This window comes from Metalysinibacillus jejuensis, assembly GCF_003057615.1.
Lineage (GTDB): Bacteria > Bacillota > Bacilli > Bacillales_A > Planococcaceae > Metalysinibacillus > Metalysinibacillus jejuensis.
The window spans coordinates 34,732-54,549 of record NZ_QAFW01000014.1; the positions used below are offsets into that span (position 1 = coordinate 34,732).

Sequence of the window (19,818 nt, forward strand, 5' to 3'; positions counted from 1 at the left end):
TCGAAAAAACCCCTTTTCAGTTGAACTATAGTTATAGCTTGTATTCTATCACGTTTTGGCACATTTTCGACACAAAAAATAAGGCGAGGGAAATTCCCTGCGCCTTTTTTTAGATGATGCGTGCTTACATGAGCGGAAACGAATTGATATAAAATAAAATATGCCCCGCAATGCTCAGAAGCGTGGCGAGATAAAAGGTGCGGCGCATGCCGATGAGCCGAAAGCTAATGGCCACCGCATACATGCCAAGCATGCCGCCTGTAAAATTTAAAATAATATCGTCAATATCCGTCGCGCCGATGTTCAGCACATATTGCATGCTTTCGATAAAACAGGTCGTCGCTACTACGAGCAGTGCCGTAATGCGTTTACGTTTAACTAAAATATGTACATACACACCGAGGGGTATAAATAGTACGATATTCCCAAACACATTGAGCCAAGCGTCCCACAGCGTCACTTGGTACGCCCCTTGCAAATAATTTGTAATCGTTTGAAAAGGTACATAGTTAACATCGCGCGTCGCTAGTGTTAACTCATAAAGGTGCTCAGGAGTAATCGGATAGCGAATAAATACTACCGTAAATAGCAACCAGCCGTAATAAATGAATGATGCATAAAATGTAAGGGTTGCTATGCGAAACATTACCCCACCTCCTGCACACATCATAACAAAAAAAAGCCGCCCAATAAAATGGGCGACATTAACTATTATCGAATATGAGCCGTCGTATGATCCAGCACGTATTTACCTACGCCAGCACAAGCCACAATCGTAGCGCCTATAAATAGAGATAGCATGTGAATCACTCCTTTTCATGAATTTGAAAATCATTATCAATTACAATATACCAAATGACAGACCATTTCGTCAATATTGCATTTCATTTTATCCGAGAGTCATGGTAATATGTAATAAAGTCTAAAAAGGATGTGTTACAGTGAGCACTTCGATGCATATTCAAACTATTTTAAACGGGACTATCCAATCCCTAAAGACCATTTTACCTGTGGAAATCAGTGTGAAACCTCCCTCGGTAACATCTGAGCCGTTCCAACAAGAGGAAATGGGTGTACTAATCGGACTCGTAGGAGACCTAAAAGGACGCGTTATTATTGACGGTCTGCCCGACACATTTAGCGCGATTGCTGCTACTATGTTTGGCATGGAAATCGGCGGCGAAATGTTAGAGTCGTTCGCAGGCGAATTTGGCAACATGATCACAGGTAATTTATGTACGTTTGTAGGGCAACACAATTTAGCTTTAGACATTACCCCACCTACTGTAATGGTTGGTAAAACAAAACTTTACGGCTTCCAGAAAGCCTTCCAATTACCAGCTACCATTGAAGGCGCTGGCGATATTACTATCCTATTGACAATCGATGACGATGACTAATAAAAAAAGTGAAGGCGAACGCTCAACGCCGTATCCTTTGGAGGTTATGACAACGAAAGCGCTCTTTGCTTTCTGTTGGCATAATCGAAAAGGCAAGGCGTTGTGAGCCGTAACTGGATTAAAGAAATGTAAAAACGACCGACTAGACCCGAGAACTTTGGAGCACATGGCGAGGAAAGCGCTCTTTGCTTTCATTCGACGTGGGCGAAAAGTGCGTGGGGGCTGGGCGTTTTTACTGGACAACACGAAATGTAAAACAAGCTGTTCACCTCCGAGTGGCTTTGGAAGACATACCGGGGTCCCGGCAGAAAAACGCGGAAAATATACGCTAAGCAAATTTCGACATGAAAAAAGCCGATTTTCTTTACTCTAAAGAACTTGTTGAGTTTTTTAAAAGCTATGTATTTATTAAAAATAACAGAACAGTAACATTGTTGTAATAATCCATTACATTTATACCAATATTTTACTACTTTCCTCCAATTAATTATAGTAGGTTTCTCTCATTCTGTTAGAATATTATTAAAATATTGTAAACTCCATTGAGGTTACTTCTAATTTTTACTAAACTAGAGATGTAATGCTCACAGTACAATAGTACAAGTGGTACAGAGCATCAAAATTTTAAAAGGATGGTGACTCTTGATGAAGAAGAAGAAGAACAGGTTAGCAGTTTTAGGTCTGACTGTCGGTTTGTTAGCTTTTGGTGGAGCAGTACAAGCAGGTACATCTTATTCTGGATATAACACGACTGTTGGTGCATTTAATGGAAGTGGTTACACAGGATATCAAACGAAAGCAAACTCTGGTGCGTATGGTAATTTAAGTTCAGGTACTGTTGGTGGCTCTTATACTGTTGATGCGAGAATGCAAGCAAGCTCTGGTACTGGTTCATGGGTAAGAAGTGTCACTGACAATGATTTCCGGAATCTACCAAACTCTGTTCCGAGTGGAACAAGTGCACGAGTTCAATTTAGTAATGATGTTACAACCCCAGTTAATGTTCAAGTATCAGGATCTTGGAGAAGTAATTAATAGATTTTTAAATCGCTAGTGTCAGTGAATTTAATAATTTTTTCGCTTTTGGCCTTTTAACAAAAATGTTGTAATTACATTTTTCAAAAAGGGTGTGAATTAAAATTGAAGAAGAAAAGGTTCGCTGCTCTTGGTCTAGCCGTCGGTTTAATGGCATTTGGTGGAACAGTACAAGCTGGTACTACTTATTCCAGTTATGATTTCGTCGTTCCTGAGTTTAACGGAAGTCACTATACAGGTTACCAAGTTAAAACCTATTCAGGAACATCTGGTGACTTGAGGTCATCCTCTGTTGGCGGTGCTTACACTGTTGATGTAAGAATGGAGAACAGTTCAGGTAGTACTGGAACATGGGTAAGAAGTGTTACCGATAATGATAATCGAAAACTCCCAAGCACTGCTCCAAGTGGATCAAGTGTACGACTCCATATTAGTAATGATCTTACAACACCAGTTAATGTTCGAGTAGCAGGAAGTTGGAGAAGTAACTAAAGAATATATATAACTAAAAAATCTGATGTTCTAAGGAAAACATCAGATTTTTTGGTTGCTCACTTTTAGAAGTTAGTTACTACTTCCAATTGAGTATCGTTAATGCGATATACATTGTCACAAAGAACTCGAATATCCTCCTGATTATGACTAGTAATTAAAATCGTACGCCCCTCGTCCTTAAATGATAGTAATAACCTTCGAATCCGATCAACGCTCCCTGCATCTAAAGCATTAAACGGTTCATCCAGTATAAGTACTTGTTGATCCTCCATAAATGCTTGGGCAATAGCTAGTTTCTGCTTCATCCCAAGAGAATAGTTCTTAACTTTTTGCTTAGCATTTGGTTGTAATCCAACGATCTCCATAGCTTCGGAAATTCGCTCGTCACTAATTTTCCCTTTGATTAAAGCCAATTCCTTTAAATTTTGAAAACCGGTTTTATTCGGAATATATCCTGGTCGATCAATGATAATTCCAAAATTGTCTGGAAACCTTTTTCTTTTCCCGATTTCAGTTCCTTCAACAAAAATATTGCCTTCATCAGGGAAAACAAAACCACATATCATCTTGAATAAAACGGATTTGCCGGAACCATTCGGCCCGACAATTCCATATATTTTTCCTTTATCAATGTTTAAATCAACATTTGAAAAGAGTGTTAATCCTTTGTAAGTTTTACTCACGTTTTTTAGTGTAATAATAGACATCCTTTAATCACCCCATGAATTATATTTTTAGACTTTGTTTGAATAGATAATTAACGATTCCTAAAGCAATACCGTTCGCCAGTATCAAAATCAATGTCAAAGAGTACGGTGAGTAATCCATTAAGTAGACTATGCTATTTAACCCTACTGGAATGAAACCTGTTTCGTTTATGCCCGGCAGCAGCAGCACCATAAATACACTAATTAAAAGTACCCCATATATAGACTCTTTGCTCACCCAAGAAACAATAAATACAGCAATTATATAAAACATAATCTGTAAGAAGCCATTAACGAAAAAGTGGTAGAGTACTTCGTATAATTGATTCGAAAAGATTGTTACATGAAAGTCTGGCTTCATTCCAAATAAAACGGCTATAATCAGAGAAAGACCCATTAGTATAAAGAAAAATAAGGCTGCTACTGTCAATAGCTTTTTCATCCAATTCCAAAACCATTTATTTAGATTTCTGTATCGAATGATTTTATAGTAACCTAGCATTTCAACTTCAGTACTTAAAAATAGTTGGACTAAATAAGTAAACCCAAAAAACACAATGGCATAATAGAAAAAAGGTATATACGAAAAACTTTCAGCATTAACACCAACAAAAGACGCTACCCATACATCCAAAATAGTTGTACCAGAAGATTCTTTTAATGAGTTAGCTGAGTAGATGATACCAATTGTACATAGGAAAATATAACACCCAATAGGAATATAAGACTTTATTGAATTAATATATGTTTTTTTATCTAAATCCAAAATCTGTAAAAATAATATACTTAATGTACCGATCCCTAAAATTACGAGATAGATTACAATTGGGGAACCGAAAGTATTAACTCCTGCTGTTAGTGAAAAAAAAGTAGGCGGAGATAAAAAAGCAATTTTCTTTGGTAATAACTTAAATCCTAAAACTCCTCCCAAAAAAACAAGTCCACTGATCGACAGTAAAAAGTGTTTACTTTTAGTTAGTACATATACAATTGCTAACATTATGTGTAATAACGAAATGGTTAAAATTAATAAAACACATTGAGATAAGAAAGCCGATAGTGGAGTAAAAAAATTTATTAGCTCATAAAGAGGAGTAGCTGAATGCTTTATTCCACTAACTTGACTCCAATTCCATGAATAAGGAAAACCGATTGTCATAAACAAGGACATAAAAATCCATACGAACAATAAAGGAGTTCCCTTTTTCCAAAATTGCTTAAGGGAATTATATACCCAATTTTTAAATGAACCTAAACGAATCAGAATTTGGTAATCAAAATCCACTAAAATAGTCTTTGTTGAAAAAAACAATACAACCGGAATAATAAAAAATACAATCAGATACATATCATTTAACATTCGTAAAGTAATATCCCAATTATTGAAGGATATACTCATTTCATAGGCATCTCTGACAACTTCGTTTTTCAACAAAACACCATAAAAGTAAAAAACTACTCCTACCAATATCCATTTAATACTAAGCACATCTTGAATGTATTCTTTCAAACGAATATTTCTTTGTCTCATGTTACATCAACCATTCTTTTTGCTTGCGCATAGTGAATACAAAGAGACCTATGAAAATGATTAATAAGAATAAAAATGGCACTAGTATAGTCCACAAAGGCTGCTGTACAATATTAAATGGAAAAATTGTGCTTAGTGGCGAAAACATCGGCGCATTGAGTATGCCCGTTACAAAATTGAAAATATGGTAAAAAAGAAAAGGAACCGACAAAGCTACAAAAGGATTGGTTAAAACCAACATTAAGAGTAAGGCGATAGAAGAGTAAATTACCGCATTTATAGAAACCCACAATGAAAAAGTCAATCCATATGCCAAATTACCGTACTCTAAAAGTTGAGAAAAAGTAAACATTGGTATAACAGAATTTGCATCTTTTGGAGAGTAAAATATAATTCCTAGATGTGGTTCTAAATATACCACAAAAATAAATGGAAGAAATATTAATAGAAAAACAATACCTCCTGTTAAAAATGCATTTACTATAATTTTGCTTAATAAATAAGTATTTAATGGGATTCTTGGTCGAGTGTACAAAACAAAATTATTTCTTAATTCTTGTAAAAAAAGAGGTAAATAGATAATGATAATAATAGCAGGGAAAAGCAATGGAATAATGGTGGATACCATCTCTTGGAAAACTTCGATAGGCTCAAAAAACTGGTATCCTTCTTTTATCGTATAGAATCTTATAGCTGGTAAGAGAATAATAATCCCCATCCAAATCAATAAATTCCTTATTGTGAATGCTCTCTTCATTTCAACTAGTAACTGATTGCCTAACAATCTAATCCACCTCTTTCAATTCTTCTGATTCATAACTTTTTTAAGAATAGTGACTATTTCTTCATAATGAATATTTAAAACTTCCATTTCCAAGATAAAACTATTCACTAACTCATTAATAAAATTTCCACGAACTTTACTAATTAATGAAATATCCCTTTGTATATAACTTGATTTTCCCATTTCAGTAATAATTAAATTTTCCCTTTCTAATTCCTTGAAGGCTTTTTGAACAGTATTAAGATTTACCCCCAACATTTCAGCAAGTTCCCTACGAGAAGGTAGTTTTTCTCCAGAGGCAAGATTGCCATTTATTATTTGGTATTTTAAATATTCGAAAATTTGTATATACAAAGGGGACTTTTTGTTAAAAACAATGTTCATATTCCCCACCTACCTAATCATTTTTCCGAAGCTGCCACCTTATTCTAAGGAGAAAAAACATATAACCAAACACGTTAAACAACATTAAAGCTATGACCCAAAACGCTTTTAATCGATTTCGATAATATAGTTGAATTGAACCCCAAATAGTAAATAAAACATAATAAATAGTGAACCCAATGATAAATAGCAAAAGACCGATCTTACGGACATCTAGAACTTCCAATGAAACAGAAAAATCGTCTGTGCCGTAATATATATCCCTTTTCAATAGGTCGGGTAACCAAAGTTTTTTCCCCTTGTAAGTATAATCAGGATTTTCAGGATTAAATGTTGGACCCGAATCATATAAAGAAGCCTTTAAAATAAGGGGCTCTTCATTAAACAAAAAGTCTATTTCATTTGAATTCATTTTTTCAAAAGAATCACCGACTTTATATCCTATATCTGCAAAATGTGTATCTTGTACATTCCCTAAGTACAATAAAAACACAAAAGCAAAACTAACTATAATTAAACTGGAAACCCCGATTTTTAGTAATACATTTGCAAAGTTTTTCTGTCGGATTTCCATTAACGAAATTATTTTTTCTGCTTGCTCAAACCCTCCAAATCGTTCTACGGCCATTTTAAAGGCATTTTTTTCAGTATATCCTTCCATCATCAGTTCTTTAATTGATTCATTCAGATGAGTTCGGGTCTCTTCCTTTAATTCTTTTGTCTCCGGATGTTTTGGATTGGCATGTTTATATAATTTATCAACATATTCATCAACAATTCTCATTTTTATCCTCCTGAGCCAAAAACGATTCTATCAGTTTTTTTACAAATTCCCATTCCTTGATTTTTAGTTCAAAACCATTGCGGCCCTCGTCCGTCATTAAGTAATATTTCCTTCGGCCTCCTGCCCCTTGCTCATCACTCCAATAAGAAGAAATCCATGATTTTTTTTCCAATCTCTTTAAAGAAAGATATAGGGTCCCTTCCTTCAATTCGAATGATCCATTGCTTTTCTCTCTAACTATTTTGGCAATTTCATATCCATACATATCTTGTTTACTTAGGAGAGATAGTATAAGAGTGTCAATATGCCCCTTTAGTAATTCTTTATCAATTTCCAATTATGTTTCCCCTCCGAGCGTCAAACACATAAACAACTTATAATCACCTTAAAATATATTACCTAATAATGCAATGTATTTTTATTTAAAGAAATTGTAAATATTATTTTTAATCAAGACATAAAAAGAAGGTTCGTATTGTTTATCAATACTAATCAAAATACAGTCTCAAAAACGAATGTTTTTGAGATTATTTATATATAAAAATTTACGCTCTGGAAATCTAGTAAAATGAGTCTCATAACTTATCTTAAAATCAAAATCTCAATATTTCTATTTTTATTGACTTATGAGAAAATAATAGAGAATTTATTGTTTGAGGTGATGGAATGTTAGTAGGATATGCACGAGTTTCTACTCAGGATCAGAATCTTGATCTACAAAAGGATGTTTTACTACAAATCGGATGTGAACGAATTTTCACTGACATTGCGAGTGGAGCAAAATCTTCAAGAACGGGATTAGATGATGCTCTTGGTTTTTTAAGAGAGGGAGACACGCTGGTTGTTTGGAGACTAGACAGGCTGGGGCGTTCATTAAAACATTTGATAGAAGTAGTTAATTCCTTAAATGAAAAAAACATCAGCTTTAAGAGTTTACAAGAGAATATTGATACTTCTACAAGTGGGGGAAAGCTTATTTTTCATGTTTTTGGTGCACTTGCCGAATTTGAACGTGAAATTATACGGGAAAGAACGCAAGCTGGATTATCTGCAGCACGTTCACGAGGACGGCTCGGAGGCAGACCAAGAGCTATGGACAATAAAAAAGTATTGTTAGCAAAATCATTAATGGGAAATCCAAACTATTCAATACCAGATATCTGTGAAATGCTTTCAGTTTCAAGAGCCACGCTGTATCGATATGTAAAAGCATAAAAAATATAAGGAAGGGATTTCGTATGTCTTTAAGGGGTCGAGAGTTACTTACAGCTGATCAACGGGAAGAGTTTGTTAAAATCCCTGTAGATATTAGTGAACATGAATTAGGTGCATTTTATACCCTTTCTCAATTCGACCATGAGATTATTAAACGTCATAGAAGAGATCATAATCGTTTAGGATTTGCTGTTCAATTATGTGTACTCCGTTATCCGGGTTGGTCCTTAACGGATGTTGAACCGATTCCAAGGACTGTTTTACAATACATAGCCAGACAAATTAATGTTGATCCAAATGCTTTTGATTTGTATGCACAACGAATACCAACAAAATATGAACATTTAGAAGAAATCAAACAGGTATATGGTTACAAAAGTTTTTCTTTATCCGAATATCGTAAAGCAGCAAAATTACTTTTACAAACTGCCTTAAAAAATGGAAATATCATGTATCTTCTTACAACTCTTAAAGATGAATTGTGCAAACAAAAAATTATTCTCCCCAGTATTACAACGATGGAAAGGCTTGTATGGGAAACAAGAAAACGTGCTGAAGAAAAAGTATTTAATAATTTAACTAGCTTTTTATCGGAATGGCAAAAACTAAAACTAAATGAACTAATTACTCCGTCTAGTGAACTACCCACCACTTATTGACCTTGCGGTCTAATTGAAGTGGGGGCTTCTCGATAAGCTTTTAAAGCCGATTCCTCTTAGCGTAAAGAAAATCGGCTTTTTTCATGTCGAAATTTGCTTAGCGTATATTTTCCGCGTTTTTCTGCCGGGACCCCTACCACAAAAGCGCTCTTTGCTTTTGATGGTGTGGCTGAAAAGAGCGAGGATGTAGCCCTGTGCGCACATTTCAACCAAATAGCCGCATTGCATAACATCAAGTGCGCACATTCCAATAAACTAGCTGCATCGCGCAACATCAAGTGCGCACATTCCAATAAACTAGCTGCATCGCGCAACATCAAGTGCGCATATTCCAATAAACTAGCTGCATCGCGCAACATCAAGTGCGCACATTCCAATAAACTAGCTGCATCGCGCAACATCAAGTGCGCACGCATGCACTTTCTCCTAAAAAATACGTAGCCCCCACGTGAGGGCTACGTATTTTGTTTATTTCGTCGTATTTTTCATTAGCTCTGCACCCGCGATGCCTGGGTGTGTCATTTCGTATGGATCGAGGATAACGTCAAGCTCTTCTTTTGTTAAAATGCCGCGTGCGATGCATAGCTCACGCACAGAAGTGCCTGTCGCAATCGCTTCTTTCGCAAGCGTTGCAGCCGCTTCGTACCCCACGTGCGGGTTAACCGCTGTAATGATACCAACGCTCTTTTCCACGTATTCTTTCATGCGGTCTTCGTTCGCAGTAATGCCTTTTAAGCAGTTTTCTGTAAACGTTGTGAAGACGTTGCGCATAATCGTTAACGATTGCAGTAAGTTAAACACCATAACCGGCTCCATTACATTTAGCTCAAACTGCCCTGCTTCTGAAGCAAGCGTAATCGTTTGGTCGTTACCCATTACTTGGAATGCCACTTGGTTGACAACTTCTGGCATAACCGGGTTCACTTTACCTGGCATAATCGAAGAACCTGGTTGGCGTGCAGGTAAGCTAATTTCGGCAAGACCTGCGCGTGGGCCTGATGCCATTAAGCGTAAGTCGTTCGCAATTTTTGACATATTCGTCATCGAAATTTTTAACGAAGCCGAAACCTCTGTGTAGGCATCGGTATTTTGCGTCGCATCAACTAAATGGCTTGCGCTGACCAGTGGCATGCCTGTAAATGCTTTTAGTTGTTCGCTTACTTTTTTAATGTAAGACGGGAAGGCGTTTAGCCCTGTGCCGACAGCTGTCGCGCCCATATTTACTTCGTAAAGGTTCGCTTTCGTACGGCTAATGCGTAAAATATCGCGGCGAATGACGCGCGCAAATGCTTCAAACTCTTGCCCTAAACGGATTGGCACAGCGTCTTGTAAGTGCGTGCGTCCCATTTTGATAACGCTTGCAAATTGTTCCGCTTTAGCGTGCATCGTACCTTCCATTAACTCCATCGCTACGAGTAGCTCATCAATTTGACGTAGAATTGCGATATGAATCGCCGTCGGGAAAGCATCGTTTGTCGATTGTGACATATTGACGTGCGAGTTCGGGCTAATGATCGTGTACGCGCCTTTTTCTTCTCCTAATAACTCAAGTGCGCGGTTGGCGATAACTTCGTTGGCATTCATGTTAATTGACGTGCCAGCGCCACCTTGGATAGGGTCAACGATAAATGCGTCGTCCCATACGCCTTGTTCTACTTCAGTTGCCGCTTGAATAATAACTTCAGCGATATGCGGCTGTAGTAAACCGACGTCGCGGTTAGCGATAGCCGCTGCCTTTTTCACGACACCCATTGCACGAATTAGTGAAGTGTGAATGTGATAGCCCGTAATTGGGAAGTTTTCTGTTGCACGTAACGTTTGAATTCCGTAATAAGCATCAATTGGTAGTTCACGCTCGCCTAAGAAATCGCGTTCGATACGAATAGTTGGTAACATTTATATTATCTCCTCTGAATAAGTGATTGCACTTCATTATAACAAAAGAAATGCGGCTGTAAACCTACTTTTACTGGGTCTTTTGATACAATTCAATTCCGCTGTCTCACTGACAAAAAACGCTGTACATCTGAGCGAGAATTTGCGTTACACCTCGGGCATTTCGCGTACAAAATCAAGCACTTCCATATAGATAACTAGCTCTTGGTAAATGGCACCATCTTCAACATAATGATCGAGCGTATGGTAATCATAAACGAAACGGCCGCGCGGAAACGTGATGCTTTCGCCTTTAGCGGCCGCAAGCAAGCCTGCGACGTCGGTGCATTGCATCGTCAGCAGCTCCTCACCTGACTGATTATGAACAAATGCCACATTCATTTGTAATTCTCTCCTTTTTTGCGTGCATATTAGTTTGTGGGTCGCGCCCTTTCCCTTATAGTAAAGGTAAGGAAGTGATAGTAAGTGAAAACGCACAGCATACTTTTAGGCAGCTTAGGACTAGCGGTAATACTCGGCCTTTTTGGGCAACATATCGCGCAGTCCTTGTCCTTTTTATCAATGTATCACATACGCCTCGTTTTAACAGCTCTGACCCTACTGAGCATTGCACTTTTTATTTTTGCGCCGTATTACGCGATTAAAGCGCGCGCGCAACTGAAAAGCGTAGGCGTCACCTTGTACATTGTACTCGCCATCTTTTTATGTATTGGCACCTCGTTTTGGTCGATTTTTGTGCTATCAATCTGGTGGGCCTAACCTAAAGGTGCTACGTGCGCCTTTAGGTTTTTTGTAAATACGTCGCCACGAGCGCATCGCTATCATACGTATACTGTGCACCGAGCTGTTCGGTCGTCGCATTGGTGCGGCTACCAATCCACGCAATGAGCTGCAAACGTCGCAGTAAAATAAACGTCGAAAGCATAGCTTCATCCTCTGTTGATAACGCGCGAAAACGCCGATACCCTTTCAGCCACCCCGCTTGTAAATCCGCCACATACGGCTGGTGTTCGATAAAACTAATCGCTGCCGCAAAATCATACAGTAACCAACTAAAGCCGCAATCATCAAAATCAATAATTTTGAGTTCGCCCGCTTCCATCAGTAAATTAGCTTGACGTAAATCCGCATGAATTAAGCCGTAACGCGTTTTACTTTTACCGTACTGTGCAAGGCGCGCGCGCATTAGGGCCACCGCTCGTTCGTAGTAGGCGATGCGCTGTGGCGTCATACCTCTCCCGTCCTGCCAGCGTCCCCATTTGGCTTGTTCGCCTAAAATGGTCGCTTCATTCCAGTGCGGGCGGTTGTAACTCGCGTAACGCGCATGATGAGCGACGCTATGGGCGTGAAACTGTGCGGTAATTTCGCCGAGCTGCTCAAATACCGCCACACTTGCTTTTGCAGGCGCTTGCCCCGCTACAAACGTAAATAACGTGCTATGGTAGGTGATGCCGTTTAGCGTATGCTTGCCGATATAGCCGCCGTCCGCTTTAGGAATAGGTCGTGATACCGCAAACGGTAACGCGCGGTGTAAATCATGCAACCAGTGAATTTCGGCTTCGATTTGCGCAGCGCTATGGTACGTCGGGCGATTAATGCGTAGCACATACGGCGGTGTCGTGTCGACGATAAACGTGGCATTTTCGGAATATTCGAGTAAACGAATAGGCGCCTGCAACCGGTAGTCGCTAAGCGCCTGGCGTGCCGCTTCGTAAAAGGGCGCCATAATTGGGTCATCTCTCATTAACGATTGCTCCTTTTTGTCTCTTTTCCTATTATAGCGCGCGCACTACGAAAAATAAACGTTTACTTCTCTATAAGTAAACGTTTATTGCGCCCATTGTAAATGTGATAATGGGTAGATCGTTGCGAGTGATTTGCCGACGACAATATCGCTATCAATAAAGCCAAAGTGCCGGCTATCTTTACTTTTTATACGATTATCCCCAAGCACAAAATATTTGTTTTCTGGCACCGTAACAGGCGCAAAGTCTTCGGTCGTACGCAAATATAACTGTTTATCTGCACGTTTGACATACGGTTCATCGTACGCCTGGCCATTAATATATAGCACGTCATCGCGCATTTCGATTACGTCGCCTGGCAAGCCGATAAGGCGTTTAATATACCATTCATCCGCGGTGTAAGGCGATTTAAACACCACGTGCTGAAAACGGCCATAGCCTGTCGAAATACGGTCGACTAAAATGACATCGCGGTCCGTATACGTAGGCTCCATCGACATCCCTTTGACATTAATAGGCGTCAGCACAAATTGCTTCACGAGTAGTACAATGAGCGCTGTTATAACAACCGTGGCGATTAAGCTAAAGAACGGATTTTTTTCAGGTAGCGGTTGATCCACGAGCGCATAGCCTCCATCTTTTTTACTGTATTCGTATTGTAGCATCCTAGACCTTGTCGTTTCAACCAATTGACTTGAAGCGCTCACCGGTATTAACGTAAATTACGACAAACAGTGTGCCCCCTAATATAACCCCAATGCTGACGTAGGTAACCCATGCAATATGTAGCGCAAGGAGCGCACAACAAAGCGCCACCACGAGCATAAATTTGCCCATAAATTGCGTCAGCTTTTTTTCGTCGTACTGCGCTCGTTCGGCCTCGCTCATCGTATTATAGCCTGCGATTAAAAAAGCACCTTTACCGCGCAGTAATACGACGGCGAACGCTACAAATACTAAGGCTACTAGTAGTTCTATCATTTTAATCACCCCTATTAATAGTAACATGAAACAAATTGCGTTAAACTATAGCCCGAGGTGATTTTTATGAAAAACTATATTTTTGATTTTGACGGCACGTTAGGCGATTCTAAAAAATGCAGCGTGCTCGCTACCCAAGCCGCATACCAAGCGCTCGATTTAGTCGTACCAAGCGACGATCAAATTGCGCACTATATGGGCATCCCCATCGAGATTTCCTTTATGGAAATGGCCAGTGAGCCGCTCGATGCTACTACATTTGAGACGCTACTAACGACGTTTCGTAGCTATTATAAACAGTTTGAACAAGGTTCACTGACGTTATTCCCTGAGGTCGTCAACGTTCTACAAACGCTTTATACTAGCGGCAAGCCATTGTTTGTCGTTTCTAGTAAAAGCACGCACGTTTTACTGCGCAACTTACAAGCGCTAAATATCGCACACTTTTTTACCGCGATTACAGGCGCTGACGATGTGAGCCACTACAAGCCACATCCTGAAGGCATTTTACAATTAGTCGAGCGCTTTAACTTAACAAAAGCCGAAACGATAATGATTGGCGATGCGACATTTGATATTCAAATGGCTCACGCAGCTGGCGTTGCCTCATGTGGTGTTAGCTGGGGTAGTCACGGCGCAGAAAAGCTCGCTGCCGAAAAACCGACACACCTCATCGCTTCGATGAAAGAATTATTAACGATTGCCTAAACGAAAAAAGTATCAGTCCGCGCGAAGCAGGCTGATACTTTTGCGTTTATAATGCTTTTTTAATATCTTCTTCAAAGCTCATCGGCTTATCCTTCGAGCCGTAGCGCGCAATAATTTCGCCGTCACGTCCGACTAAAAACTTCGTAAAGTTCCATTTAATACTGCTGCCTAAAAAGCCTTTCGTATGTTCCGTTAAATACTGAAACAGCGGGTGTGCGTCGCTGCCATTGACCTTCACGAGCTCATGCATCGGAAACGTCACGCCGTAATCTAAACGGCATGCGGCTGCCGCTTCACTGCCTGTCGCAAGCTCTTGTTTAAACTGATCAGACGGAAAACCTAGCACTACAAACCCTTGATCTTGATACGTTTCATACAGCGCTTCTAGCTCTTTAAACTGCGGGGTAAACCCACATTTTGTTGCTGTATTAACAATAAGCAGCACCTTGCCTTTATAGTCTGCCATTGTATGTGCTGTACCATCTTCACGTGTTACAGTAATATCATAAATACTCATTTTATCACCTCCTCCTTATCATTACCCGCTAACGCTGCTCCGAAAACACCGTGCGGTACCAACCGAGCGTCATTGCCATACAAAGTAAACTCGTCATTAAGACAAAAGCATTGCCACTCACATTCATCGACATACTAACTGAAACGAGCGCAAAAGCAGATAACATATGTATACCAAATAATACGACGAGCGTATATTTCGCCAACACTTGCCCGCGCTGATAACCGTATAATAATAAACCATTAATCGCCACTGTACTTAAAATGGTATAGGACACATTATCACGCGCTACACCGATCACTTCACTAAGGGATGAAGTTTGCGCCGCAAGTAGCACAGCACAAAAACTTACTACGGCGAGAAGCCCGTCACGCACGCCTTCTTCCACTTTGCGCACCTCCTCCCTGATGTTTGTTTTTATACTACCACACAACAAGCGTAGGCGGGTTGCCTACGCTTGTTCATCACCTTATAAAAGAACATTTTCTCCGTAGACAAGGTGATTTCCATAAATTTGATAGATGCCATAATCCGTTTCATAGTTGTTTAGTGCCCTTAAATCTTCGATAGGAAAAGGACTTTCCCACTTTAATTGAATAACTTCCACTCTAATCATCCCGCTTTTTATGAAACATGGACCACTTTAACTCTAAATTAACAATTTGATATTTAAGCATAATTATCAGGTGTTTGTGACCTTAACCACTTGTATAAATCTTTTGCAATAAATGAATAAATCGTATTGTAGTATGATTGGTCAGCATCAAATAATTTTCCATATGCAGATTGATTTTCGGTATATTGTTCAATAATAAAGTCTTGAAACTGTTCTTTAAACAAATTATTTTCAAACATTTCTACACTATTATTCCTTGCCATATTTACTAATTTTGCATCTGCACTTTTTCTAAGGGTACGGTGCATTGTTTCTACTAAGACTCGGTCACCCTCCGTAAAATCTTCTGGAAAACGTTCGTTGATTCTTTGGATAATTTCCTCCAATGTATCGTGTTCATCTGTCGGTTTAACAGTCGCATCTACAGTACCTGGATGTTCTAACATACCGCTTCCATCATCTTCTGCTATAAGCGATATTTCTCCCTGAAAGTCTTCTTGTAATTTGTAATATTCTAATTTTACTTTATCATCAATACTTATCTTTTCACGCTTTTCCTTGGGGATAAACTTAAGTAAGAAACCTGTAAAGATACTTTCCTCTAGTAAATCTTTATCAAAAGTTCGGTCAATTTGTGCAATGTAGTTATACCACTTATTAAAATTACGTAATGTCACCCTAAAATCATATTGCACATCTTCTTCTAGTTCCTCATAACGACCCAGTATTGGTTTGAATAAGCTGGATAATCTGCCAAGTAATCGTTCGTCTTGTTTATTACCTGCTTGTTCATTGATTTTCATTACTTGTTTAATGTCGTCATCATTATAAACATAAAACTTTCTTAATTTACTTTGTGTATCATAAATAAGGTTAATATTAATCTCTTCTTTTAATGTTGTCGCTTCATAGAAAGGCTGGAAAGCTTCAAATATTTCTTCTTCTGTATTGACAAAGTCTAAAACAAATGTATCTTTTTTACCTGGCATGGTTCGATTTAAGCGTGATAAAGTTTGTACTGCTTTCACACCACGTAATTTCTTATCGACAAACATCGTGTGAAGTAATGGTTCATCAAAGCCTGTTTGATATTTCTCTGCAACGATCAGTAAATTAAAATCATCGCTATGGAAAGTTTCTTTCAATTGATTTTCTTGAATTCGTTCTCCAGACTTTGTGATATTTAGTTTAGGTTCCGTATATTCTTCGCCATCATCATTAACTGTCCCTGAAAAAGCAACGAGGACATCTAAATCTTCATAACTCTTTTCTTCAATATATTGCTTAAATTCCTTCATATAGCGGACAGCATGTAATCTGGATGATGTGACTATCATTGCTTTTGCTCGTCCGTTTATCGCCTTTTTCGTTACTTCTCTAAACTGTTCAATGATAATTTCTGTTTTCTGCCTTAATACCCACGGATGGAAGGACTGATATCTAGCAATCGCTCGCACAGCTTCCGTTTTTGGTAATTCAGGATTTTCTTCTATTTCCTTTGCTATACGATATGAAGCCTTATAGGTCATATAGTTGTTTAAGACATCTAAAATAAACCCTTCTTCTATCGCTTGACGCATGGAGTAAATATGAAATGGTCGATAGCTGCCATCTTTTTGTTTTGTACCGAACATTTCAACTGTTTTTTCTTTCGGTGTAGCTGTAAAGGCAAAGAAGCTCAAATTGTTATGCTGACCTTGCGAAAGTAGTGTTTGCACTAATTTGTCTTGATCATCTAAAGATTGGTTTTCAATTGCTTCTTCGATTTCTTGGTATTCCTTTAAAGATGCTTCTTTATCTGCTAAGGCTTGCTTTAACTTTTGTGCACTTGATCCTGTTTGAGAGGAATGTGCTTCATCCACAATGATGGCAAAATTTCGTCCAGCCACACTTTCTATCTCATCGTAAATGACAGGAAATTTTTGCAAGGTTGTAATGATAATCTTCTTTCTATCATTTATAGCATCTTTTAAATGTTGGGACGTTTTATTATCTCCGATTGTTTCAACTTGACCAGTCGTATGTTCAAAACTGAGTAATGTATCTTGTAACTGCCTATCTAAAACAGTTCGGTCTGTCACGATAATGATAGAGCTATAGATTGGCTCATTCTCTTGATTATGTAAAGAAGCCAAATGATAAGCTAGCCAAGCGATACTATTCGATTTTCCTGACCCTGCTGAATGTTGAATTAAATAATTTTTTCCAGAGCCATATTCTTTCGTATCTGCAACTAACTTTTTCACGACATCTAGCTGATGGTAACGTGGGAAAATAAGAATGTTTTTCTTTACTTCCAGATTCATAAACCGTTCGATAATATCCATGAGTTGATTGCGCTTTAACACTTCTTCCCATAAATAGGCAGTTGGATAACCTTCAGGATTAGCTGGGTTCCCTGCACCACCCACATTTCCTGGACCATGGGAGCCTTGATTAAATGGCAGAAAATACGTCTTGTTTCTAGCTAATTTCGTTGTCATAAAGACATCATAATGATCTACTGCAAAATATACGAGAAAACGAGTATTAAACTGGAAAACAAGTTCTCTAGGGTCACGATTTTGTTCAAATTGCAGTTTTGCATGTTGGACATTTTGACCTGTATATTGGTTTTTAAGCTCTAGGGCAACAAGTGGTATCCCATTTACAGCGAGTACCATGTCAATCGAGTTACGATTGTTTGCACTATAATAAAATTGACGAATGCAGTGAAAGCGATTCGCTTCATATAATTTCAAGTTATCGTAACTGATGGAAGAAACGGGACGGAAATAAATGACACGGAAATGAACACCACGGTCACGAATTCCCTTGCGCAGCACATGTAGTAAACCATGTGTGGTTACTTCTTCATTAAAACGCCTTACAAAACGGTCTTCCGCAGCTTCGTTATAAATAGAAACATACCGCTTCCAAGCACGTGGTTGGGTTTCTTGAATGAAATCAATTAAGACACTAGCATCCATTCCAATAGAAGGATTATAGTTGGTATCTGCAAACCGAACAGACTGCCAACCACCTTCACTTGTTAGCACAGTTTCAATATCTTGCTCAAAGCGAATTTCCTTTTTCTCCAACATAAAGCTTACCCCCTTTACACTTCTTTTTTTCCTGTTACATATTCATAGATTAAAGACTTTTTATAGCTTTCAAGTTCTTCAATTACTTTTGTTTTATCAGCGTTCAGCTTGTCGATACGAGATGTTTGTTCGTCTAAGTAGGAGACGATTTGTTCTTGTTCTTGTTCAGTAGGAATAATTAATGTTAAAGGCTTCAATATTCCTTGCGTAATACTAAACACTTTTATTCCTTGTACTTTTTCTTGTATCTGTGCTCTAAATGCTAGTGATTCAAACAAGTATGAAAAATATAAATGGTTTATATTTTTTCTTGGTTTTAATATGACCGTATGTGAACCAGCAAAACACTGAGTATCTCCTATGTAACAAGTAAAGTTCCCCGAGCCATCCAAATCTTCAGATGTATCAGCAAAAATAAAATCACCTTTCTTTATTAGTGAGTTCTCATTTTTGATTAAATATTCTTCATCTACATTTTTTACCGGATGTATTTTGGTATCAAATCTGAATCCATACCTTGAATGTATTTCACCATAATTAATTACAGGAATGCCTTTATCTTTTAAATCACTTTTTGTAATCGTTAATCCTTTATTCAAAGTAAATTTATTTTTAATACGATTAATTGACCAATGTTTTGGTATTTTTCCAATCCACTCAATCCCACTATCTTTCATTTCCACATTCGGATCTAAGCCTTTTGTCACCGCTTCTGTGATGAGTGATTGTTTGTATTTTTTTAGTTCCTCGATGGATTGTTGGGTTGATGATATTAGCTTATCGATTTTTCGAGTTTTTTTATTCAATATTTCTACAATGTTTTTTTGAAGTGTTTTATTTACATAAGGAATTTTAAAATTCCTTAATTTATTACTATTTATACTTGGTATTGTGCCATTATTATCAAACCAAAACATATCTATTGTGGTTAAAAGATAATAACTGAATAATTCATTTTCTTTGGGGACTAATGCCATCATATTATTATCTATCATACATTCTGATAAATTAATCTTTCTGTGATTCCTTTTTAATGCCTCACCTATTTTACCTATTAATATTGATTTTGATGGGATAACTGTAAATTTATTTATAGTAGCAGTATTTTTAGAAATATAATTATTTGATTTATTAATATATATACCTAATTTCACTAGCGTCGCATTAAAATAATTCAACGCATCATATTAAACTGAATTTTCTGTCATATAATCCAGGCACAAAAAATCCTTTATACTGGTTGGGCGGTAGTAAACCATCCAAATCCAATACAAAGGA

23 protein-coding genes are annotated in these 19,818 nt (G+C 38.0%); 6 read left to right on the plus strand and 17 right to left on the minus strand.

Going from position 1 to position 19,818, the window contains the following annotated elements; all coding sequences use genetic code 11:
• Nucleotides 1-124: 124 nt before the first annotated feature.
• Nucleotides 125-646: a VanZ family protein gene (locus DDE80_RS06645; protein ID WP_161952286.1), complete on the minus strand. Its 522-nt coding sequence runs from the start codon at nt 644-646 to the stop codon at nt 125-127.
• Nucleotides 647-941: 295 nt separating this feature from the next.
• On the opposite strand from DDE80_RS06645, the gene DDE80_RS06650 reads away from it, so the two are divergent.
• From DDE80_RS06650 to DDE80_RS06660, 3 genes are all read left to right on the plus strand, one after another.
• Nucleotides 942-1,400 (plus strand): chemotaxis protein CheX, encoded by a 459-nt coding sequence (locus tag DDE80_RS06650; RefSeq protein ID WP_108306892.1) that lies wholly within the window; start codon nt 942-944, stop codon nt 1,398-1,400.
• Between the two features lie 645 nt (nt 1,401-2,045).
• On the plus strand, nt 2,046-2,435 hold the full coding sequence (locus DDE80_RS06655; protein WP_108306893.1) for a TraB/TrbI/VirB10 family type IV secretion system protein: 390 nt from the start codon (nt 2,046-2,048) through the stop codon (nt 2,433-2,435).
• 105 nt (nt 2,436-2,540) lie between these two features.
• Complete coding sequence (locus DDE80_RS06660) at nt 2,541-2,927, plus strand: hypothetical protein (protein WP_235612293.1); 387 nt, start codon at nt 2,541-2,543, stop codon at nt 2,925-2,927.
• Nucleotides 2,928-2,992: 65 nt separating this feature from the next.
• Here DDE80_RS06660 and DDE80_RS06665 read toward each other — a convergent pair whose 3' ends face one another.
• Genes DDE80_RS06665 through DDE80_RS06690 form a run of 6 tightly spaced genes read right to left on the minus strand, consistent with a single transcriptional unit; the run spans nt 2,993 to nt 7,457 of the window.
• Nucleotides 2,993-3,637 carry an ABC transporter ATP-binding protein gene (locus DDE80_RS06665; RefSeq protein ID WP_108306894.1) on the minus strand — a complete coding sequence of 215 codons (645 nt, stop codon included), beginning with the start codon at nt 3,635-3,637 and terminating at the stop codon, nt 2,993-2,995.
• Between the two features lie 19 nt (nt 3,638-3,656).
• Nucleotides 3,657-5,168 (minus strand): hypothetical protein, encoded by a 1,512-nt coding sequence (locus tag DDE80_RS06670; RefSeq protein WP_108306895.1) that lies wholly within the window; start codon nt 5,166-5,168, stop codon nt 3,657-3,659.
• A 1-nt stretch (nt 5,169) separates the two neighbouring features.
• Nucleotides 5,170-5,952 carry an ABC transporter permease gene (locus DDE80_RS06675; RefSeq protein WP_108306896.1) on the minus strand — a complete coding sequence of 261 codons (783 nt, stop codon included), beginning with the start codon at nt 5,950-5,952 and terminating at the stop codon, nt 5,170-5,172.
• A 15-nt stretch (nt 5,953-5,967) separates the two neighbouring features.
• The gene (locus DDE80_RS06680; protein ID WP_108306897.1) at nt 5,968-6,336 is read right to left on the minus strand and encodes a GntR family transcriptional regulator; all 369 of its coding nucleotides are present in this window, start codon (nt 6,334-6,336) and stop codon (nt 5,968-5,970) included.
• A 13-nt stretch (nt 6,337-6,349) separates the two neighbouring features.
• The gene (locus tag DDE80_RS06685; protein WP_108306898.1) at nt 6,350-7,120 is read right to left on the minus strand and encodes a permease prefix domain 1-containing protein; all 771 of its coding nucleotides are present in this window, start codon (nt 7,118-7,120) and stop codon (nt 6,350-6,352) included.
• Nucleotides 7,107-7,457, minus strand: coding sequence for a PadR family transcriptional regulator (locus tag DDE80_RS06690; protein ID WP_108306899.1), 351 nt, complete (start codon nt 7,455-7,457; stop codon nt 7,107-7,109). Before DDE80_RS06690 ends, DDE80_RS06685 begins: the two co-directional genes overlap by 14 nt.
• A gap of 329 nt (nt 7,458-7,786) precedes the next feature.
• Here DDE80_RS06690 and DDE80_RS06695 point away from each other — a divergent pair, with 329 nt between their 5' ends.
• The gene (locus DDE80_RS06695) at nt 7,787-8,335 is read left to right on the plus strand and encodes a recombinase family protein (protein WP_108306900.1); all 549 of its coding nucleotides are present in this window, start codon (nt 7,787-7,789) and stop codon (nt 8,333-8,335) included.
• A gap of 23 nt (nt 8,336-8,358) precedes the next feature.
• Nucleotides 8,359-8,994, plus strand: a complete 636-nt coding sequence (locus DDE80_RS06700) for a DUF4158 domain-containing protein (RefSeq protein ID WP_108306901.1) — start codon at nt 8,359-8,361, stop codon at nt 8,992-8,994.
• Nucleotides 8,995-9,050: 56 nt separating this feature from the next.
• Here the strand turns inward: DDE80_RS06700 and DDE80_RS06705 are convergent, their stop codons facing one another.
• The 6 genes from DDE80_RS06705 to DDE80_RS06735 all read right to left on the minus strand — a co-directional run bounded on the left by DDE80_RS06705 (nt 9,051) and on the right by DDE80_RS06735 (nt 13,616).
• Nucleotides 9,051-9,410 (minus strand): hypothetical protein, encoded by a 360-nt coding sequence (locus tag DDE80_RS06705; RefSeq protein ID WP_108306902.1) that lies wholly within the window; start codon nt 9,408-9,410, stop codon nt 9,051-9,053.
• A gap of 52 nt (nt 9,411-9,462) precedes the next feature.
• Complete coding sequence (gene aspA, locus DDE80_RS06710) at nt 9,463-10,890, minus strand: aspartate ammonia-lyase (protein ID WP_108306903.1); 1,428 nt, start codon at nt 10,888-10,890, stop codon at nt 9,463-9,465.
• A gap of 147 nt (nt 10,891-11,037) precedes the next feature.
• The gene (locus DDE80_RS06715) at nt 11,038-11,271 is read right to left on the minus strand and encodes a thymidylate synthase (RefSeq protein ID WP_108306904.1); all 234 of its coding nucleotides are present in this window, start codon (nt 11,269-11,271) and stop codon (nt 11,038-11,040) included.
• Nucleotides 11,272-11,671: 400 nt separating this feature from the next.
• Nucleotides 11,672-12,634 carry a phosphotransferase enzyme family protein gene (locus tag DDE80_RS06725; RefSeq protein WP_108306906.1) on the minus strand — a complete coding sequence of 321 codons (963 nt, stop codon included), beginning with the start codon at nt 12,632-12,634 and terminating at the stop codon, nt 11,672-11,674.
• An 84-nt stretch (nt 12,635-12,718) separates the two neighbouring features.
• A complete protein-coding gene (lepB, locus tag DDE80_RS06730) occupies nt 12,719-13,300 on the minus strand; it encodes a signal peptidase I (RefSeq protein WP_108306907.1) in 582 nt (193 codons plus the stop codon).
• Nucleotides 13,301-13,316: 16 nt separating this feature from the next.
• Nucleotides 13,317-13,616: a DUF3784 domain-containing protein gene (locus DDE80_RS06735; RefSeq protein WP_108306908.1), complete on the minus strand. Its 300-nt coding sequence runs from the start codon at nt 13,614-13,616 to the stop codon at nt 13,317-13,319.
• A gap of 66 nt (nt 13,617-13,682) precedes the next feature.
• Here DDE80_RS06735 and DDE80_RS06740 point away from each other — a divergent pair, with 66 nt between their 5' ends.
• Nucleotides 13,683-14,324: an HAD family hydrolase gene (locus DDE80_RS06740; RefSeq protein WP_108306909.1), complete on the plus strand. Its 642-nt coding sequence runs from the start codon at nt 13,683-13,685 to the stop codon at nt 14,322-14,324.
• A 46-nt stretch (nt 14,325-14,370) separates the two neighbouring features.
• Here the strand turns inward: DDE80_RS06740 and DDE80_RS06745 are convergent, their stop codons facing one another.
• The 4 genes from DDE80_RS06745 to DDE80_RS06760 all read right to left on the minus strand — a co-directional run bounded on the left by DDE80_RS06745 (nt 14,371) and on the right by DDE80_RS06760 (nt 19,694).
• Entirely contained in the window at nt 14,371-14,841 is a 471-nt protein-coding gene (locus DDE80_RS06745; RefSeq protein WP_108306910.1) for a glutathione peroxidase, read from the minus strand.
• A 28-nt stretch (nt 14,842-14,869) separates the two neighbouring features.
• Complete coding sequence (locus tag DDE80_RS06750; RefSeq protein WP_108306911.1) at nt 14,870-15,229, minus strand: hypothetical protein; 360 nt, start codon at nt 15,227-15,229, stop codon at nt 14,870-14,872.
• 281 nt (nt 15,230-15,510) lie between these two features.
• Entirely contained in the window at nt 15,511-18,540 is a 3,030-nt protein-coding gene (locus DDE80_RS06755) for a type I restriction endonuclease subunit R (RefSeq protein ID WP_108306912.1), read from the minus strand.
• Between the two features lie 14 nt (nt 18,541-18,554).
• Nucleotides 18,555-19,694 (minus strand): restriction endonuclease subunit S, encoded by a 1,140-nt coding sequence (locus DDE80_RS06760; protein ID WP_161952287.1) that lies wholly within the window; start codon nt 19,692-19,694, stop codon nt 18,555-18,557.
• Nucleotides 19,695-19,818 lie beyond the last annotated feature (124 nt).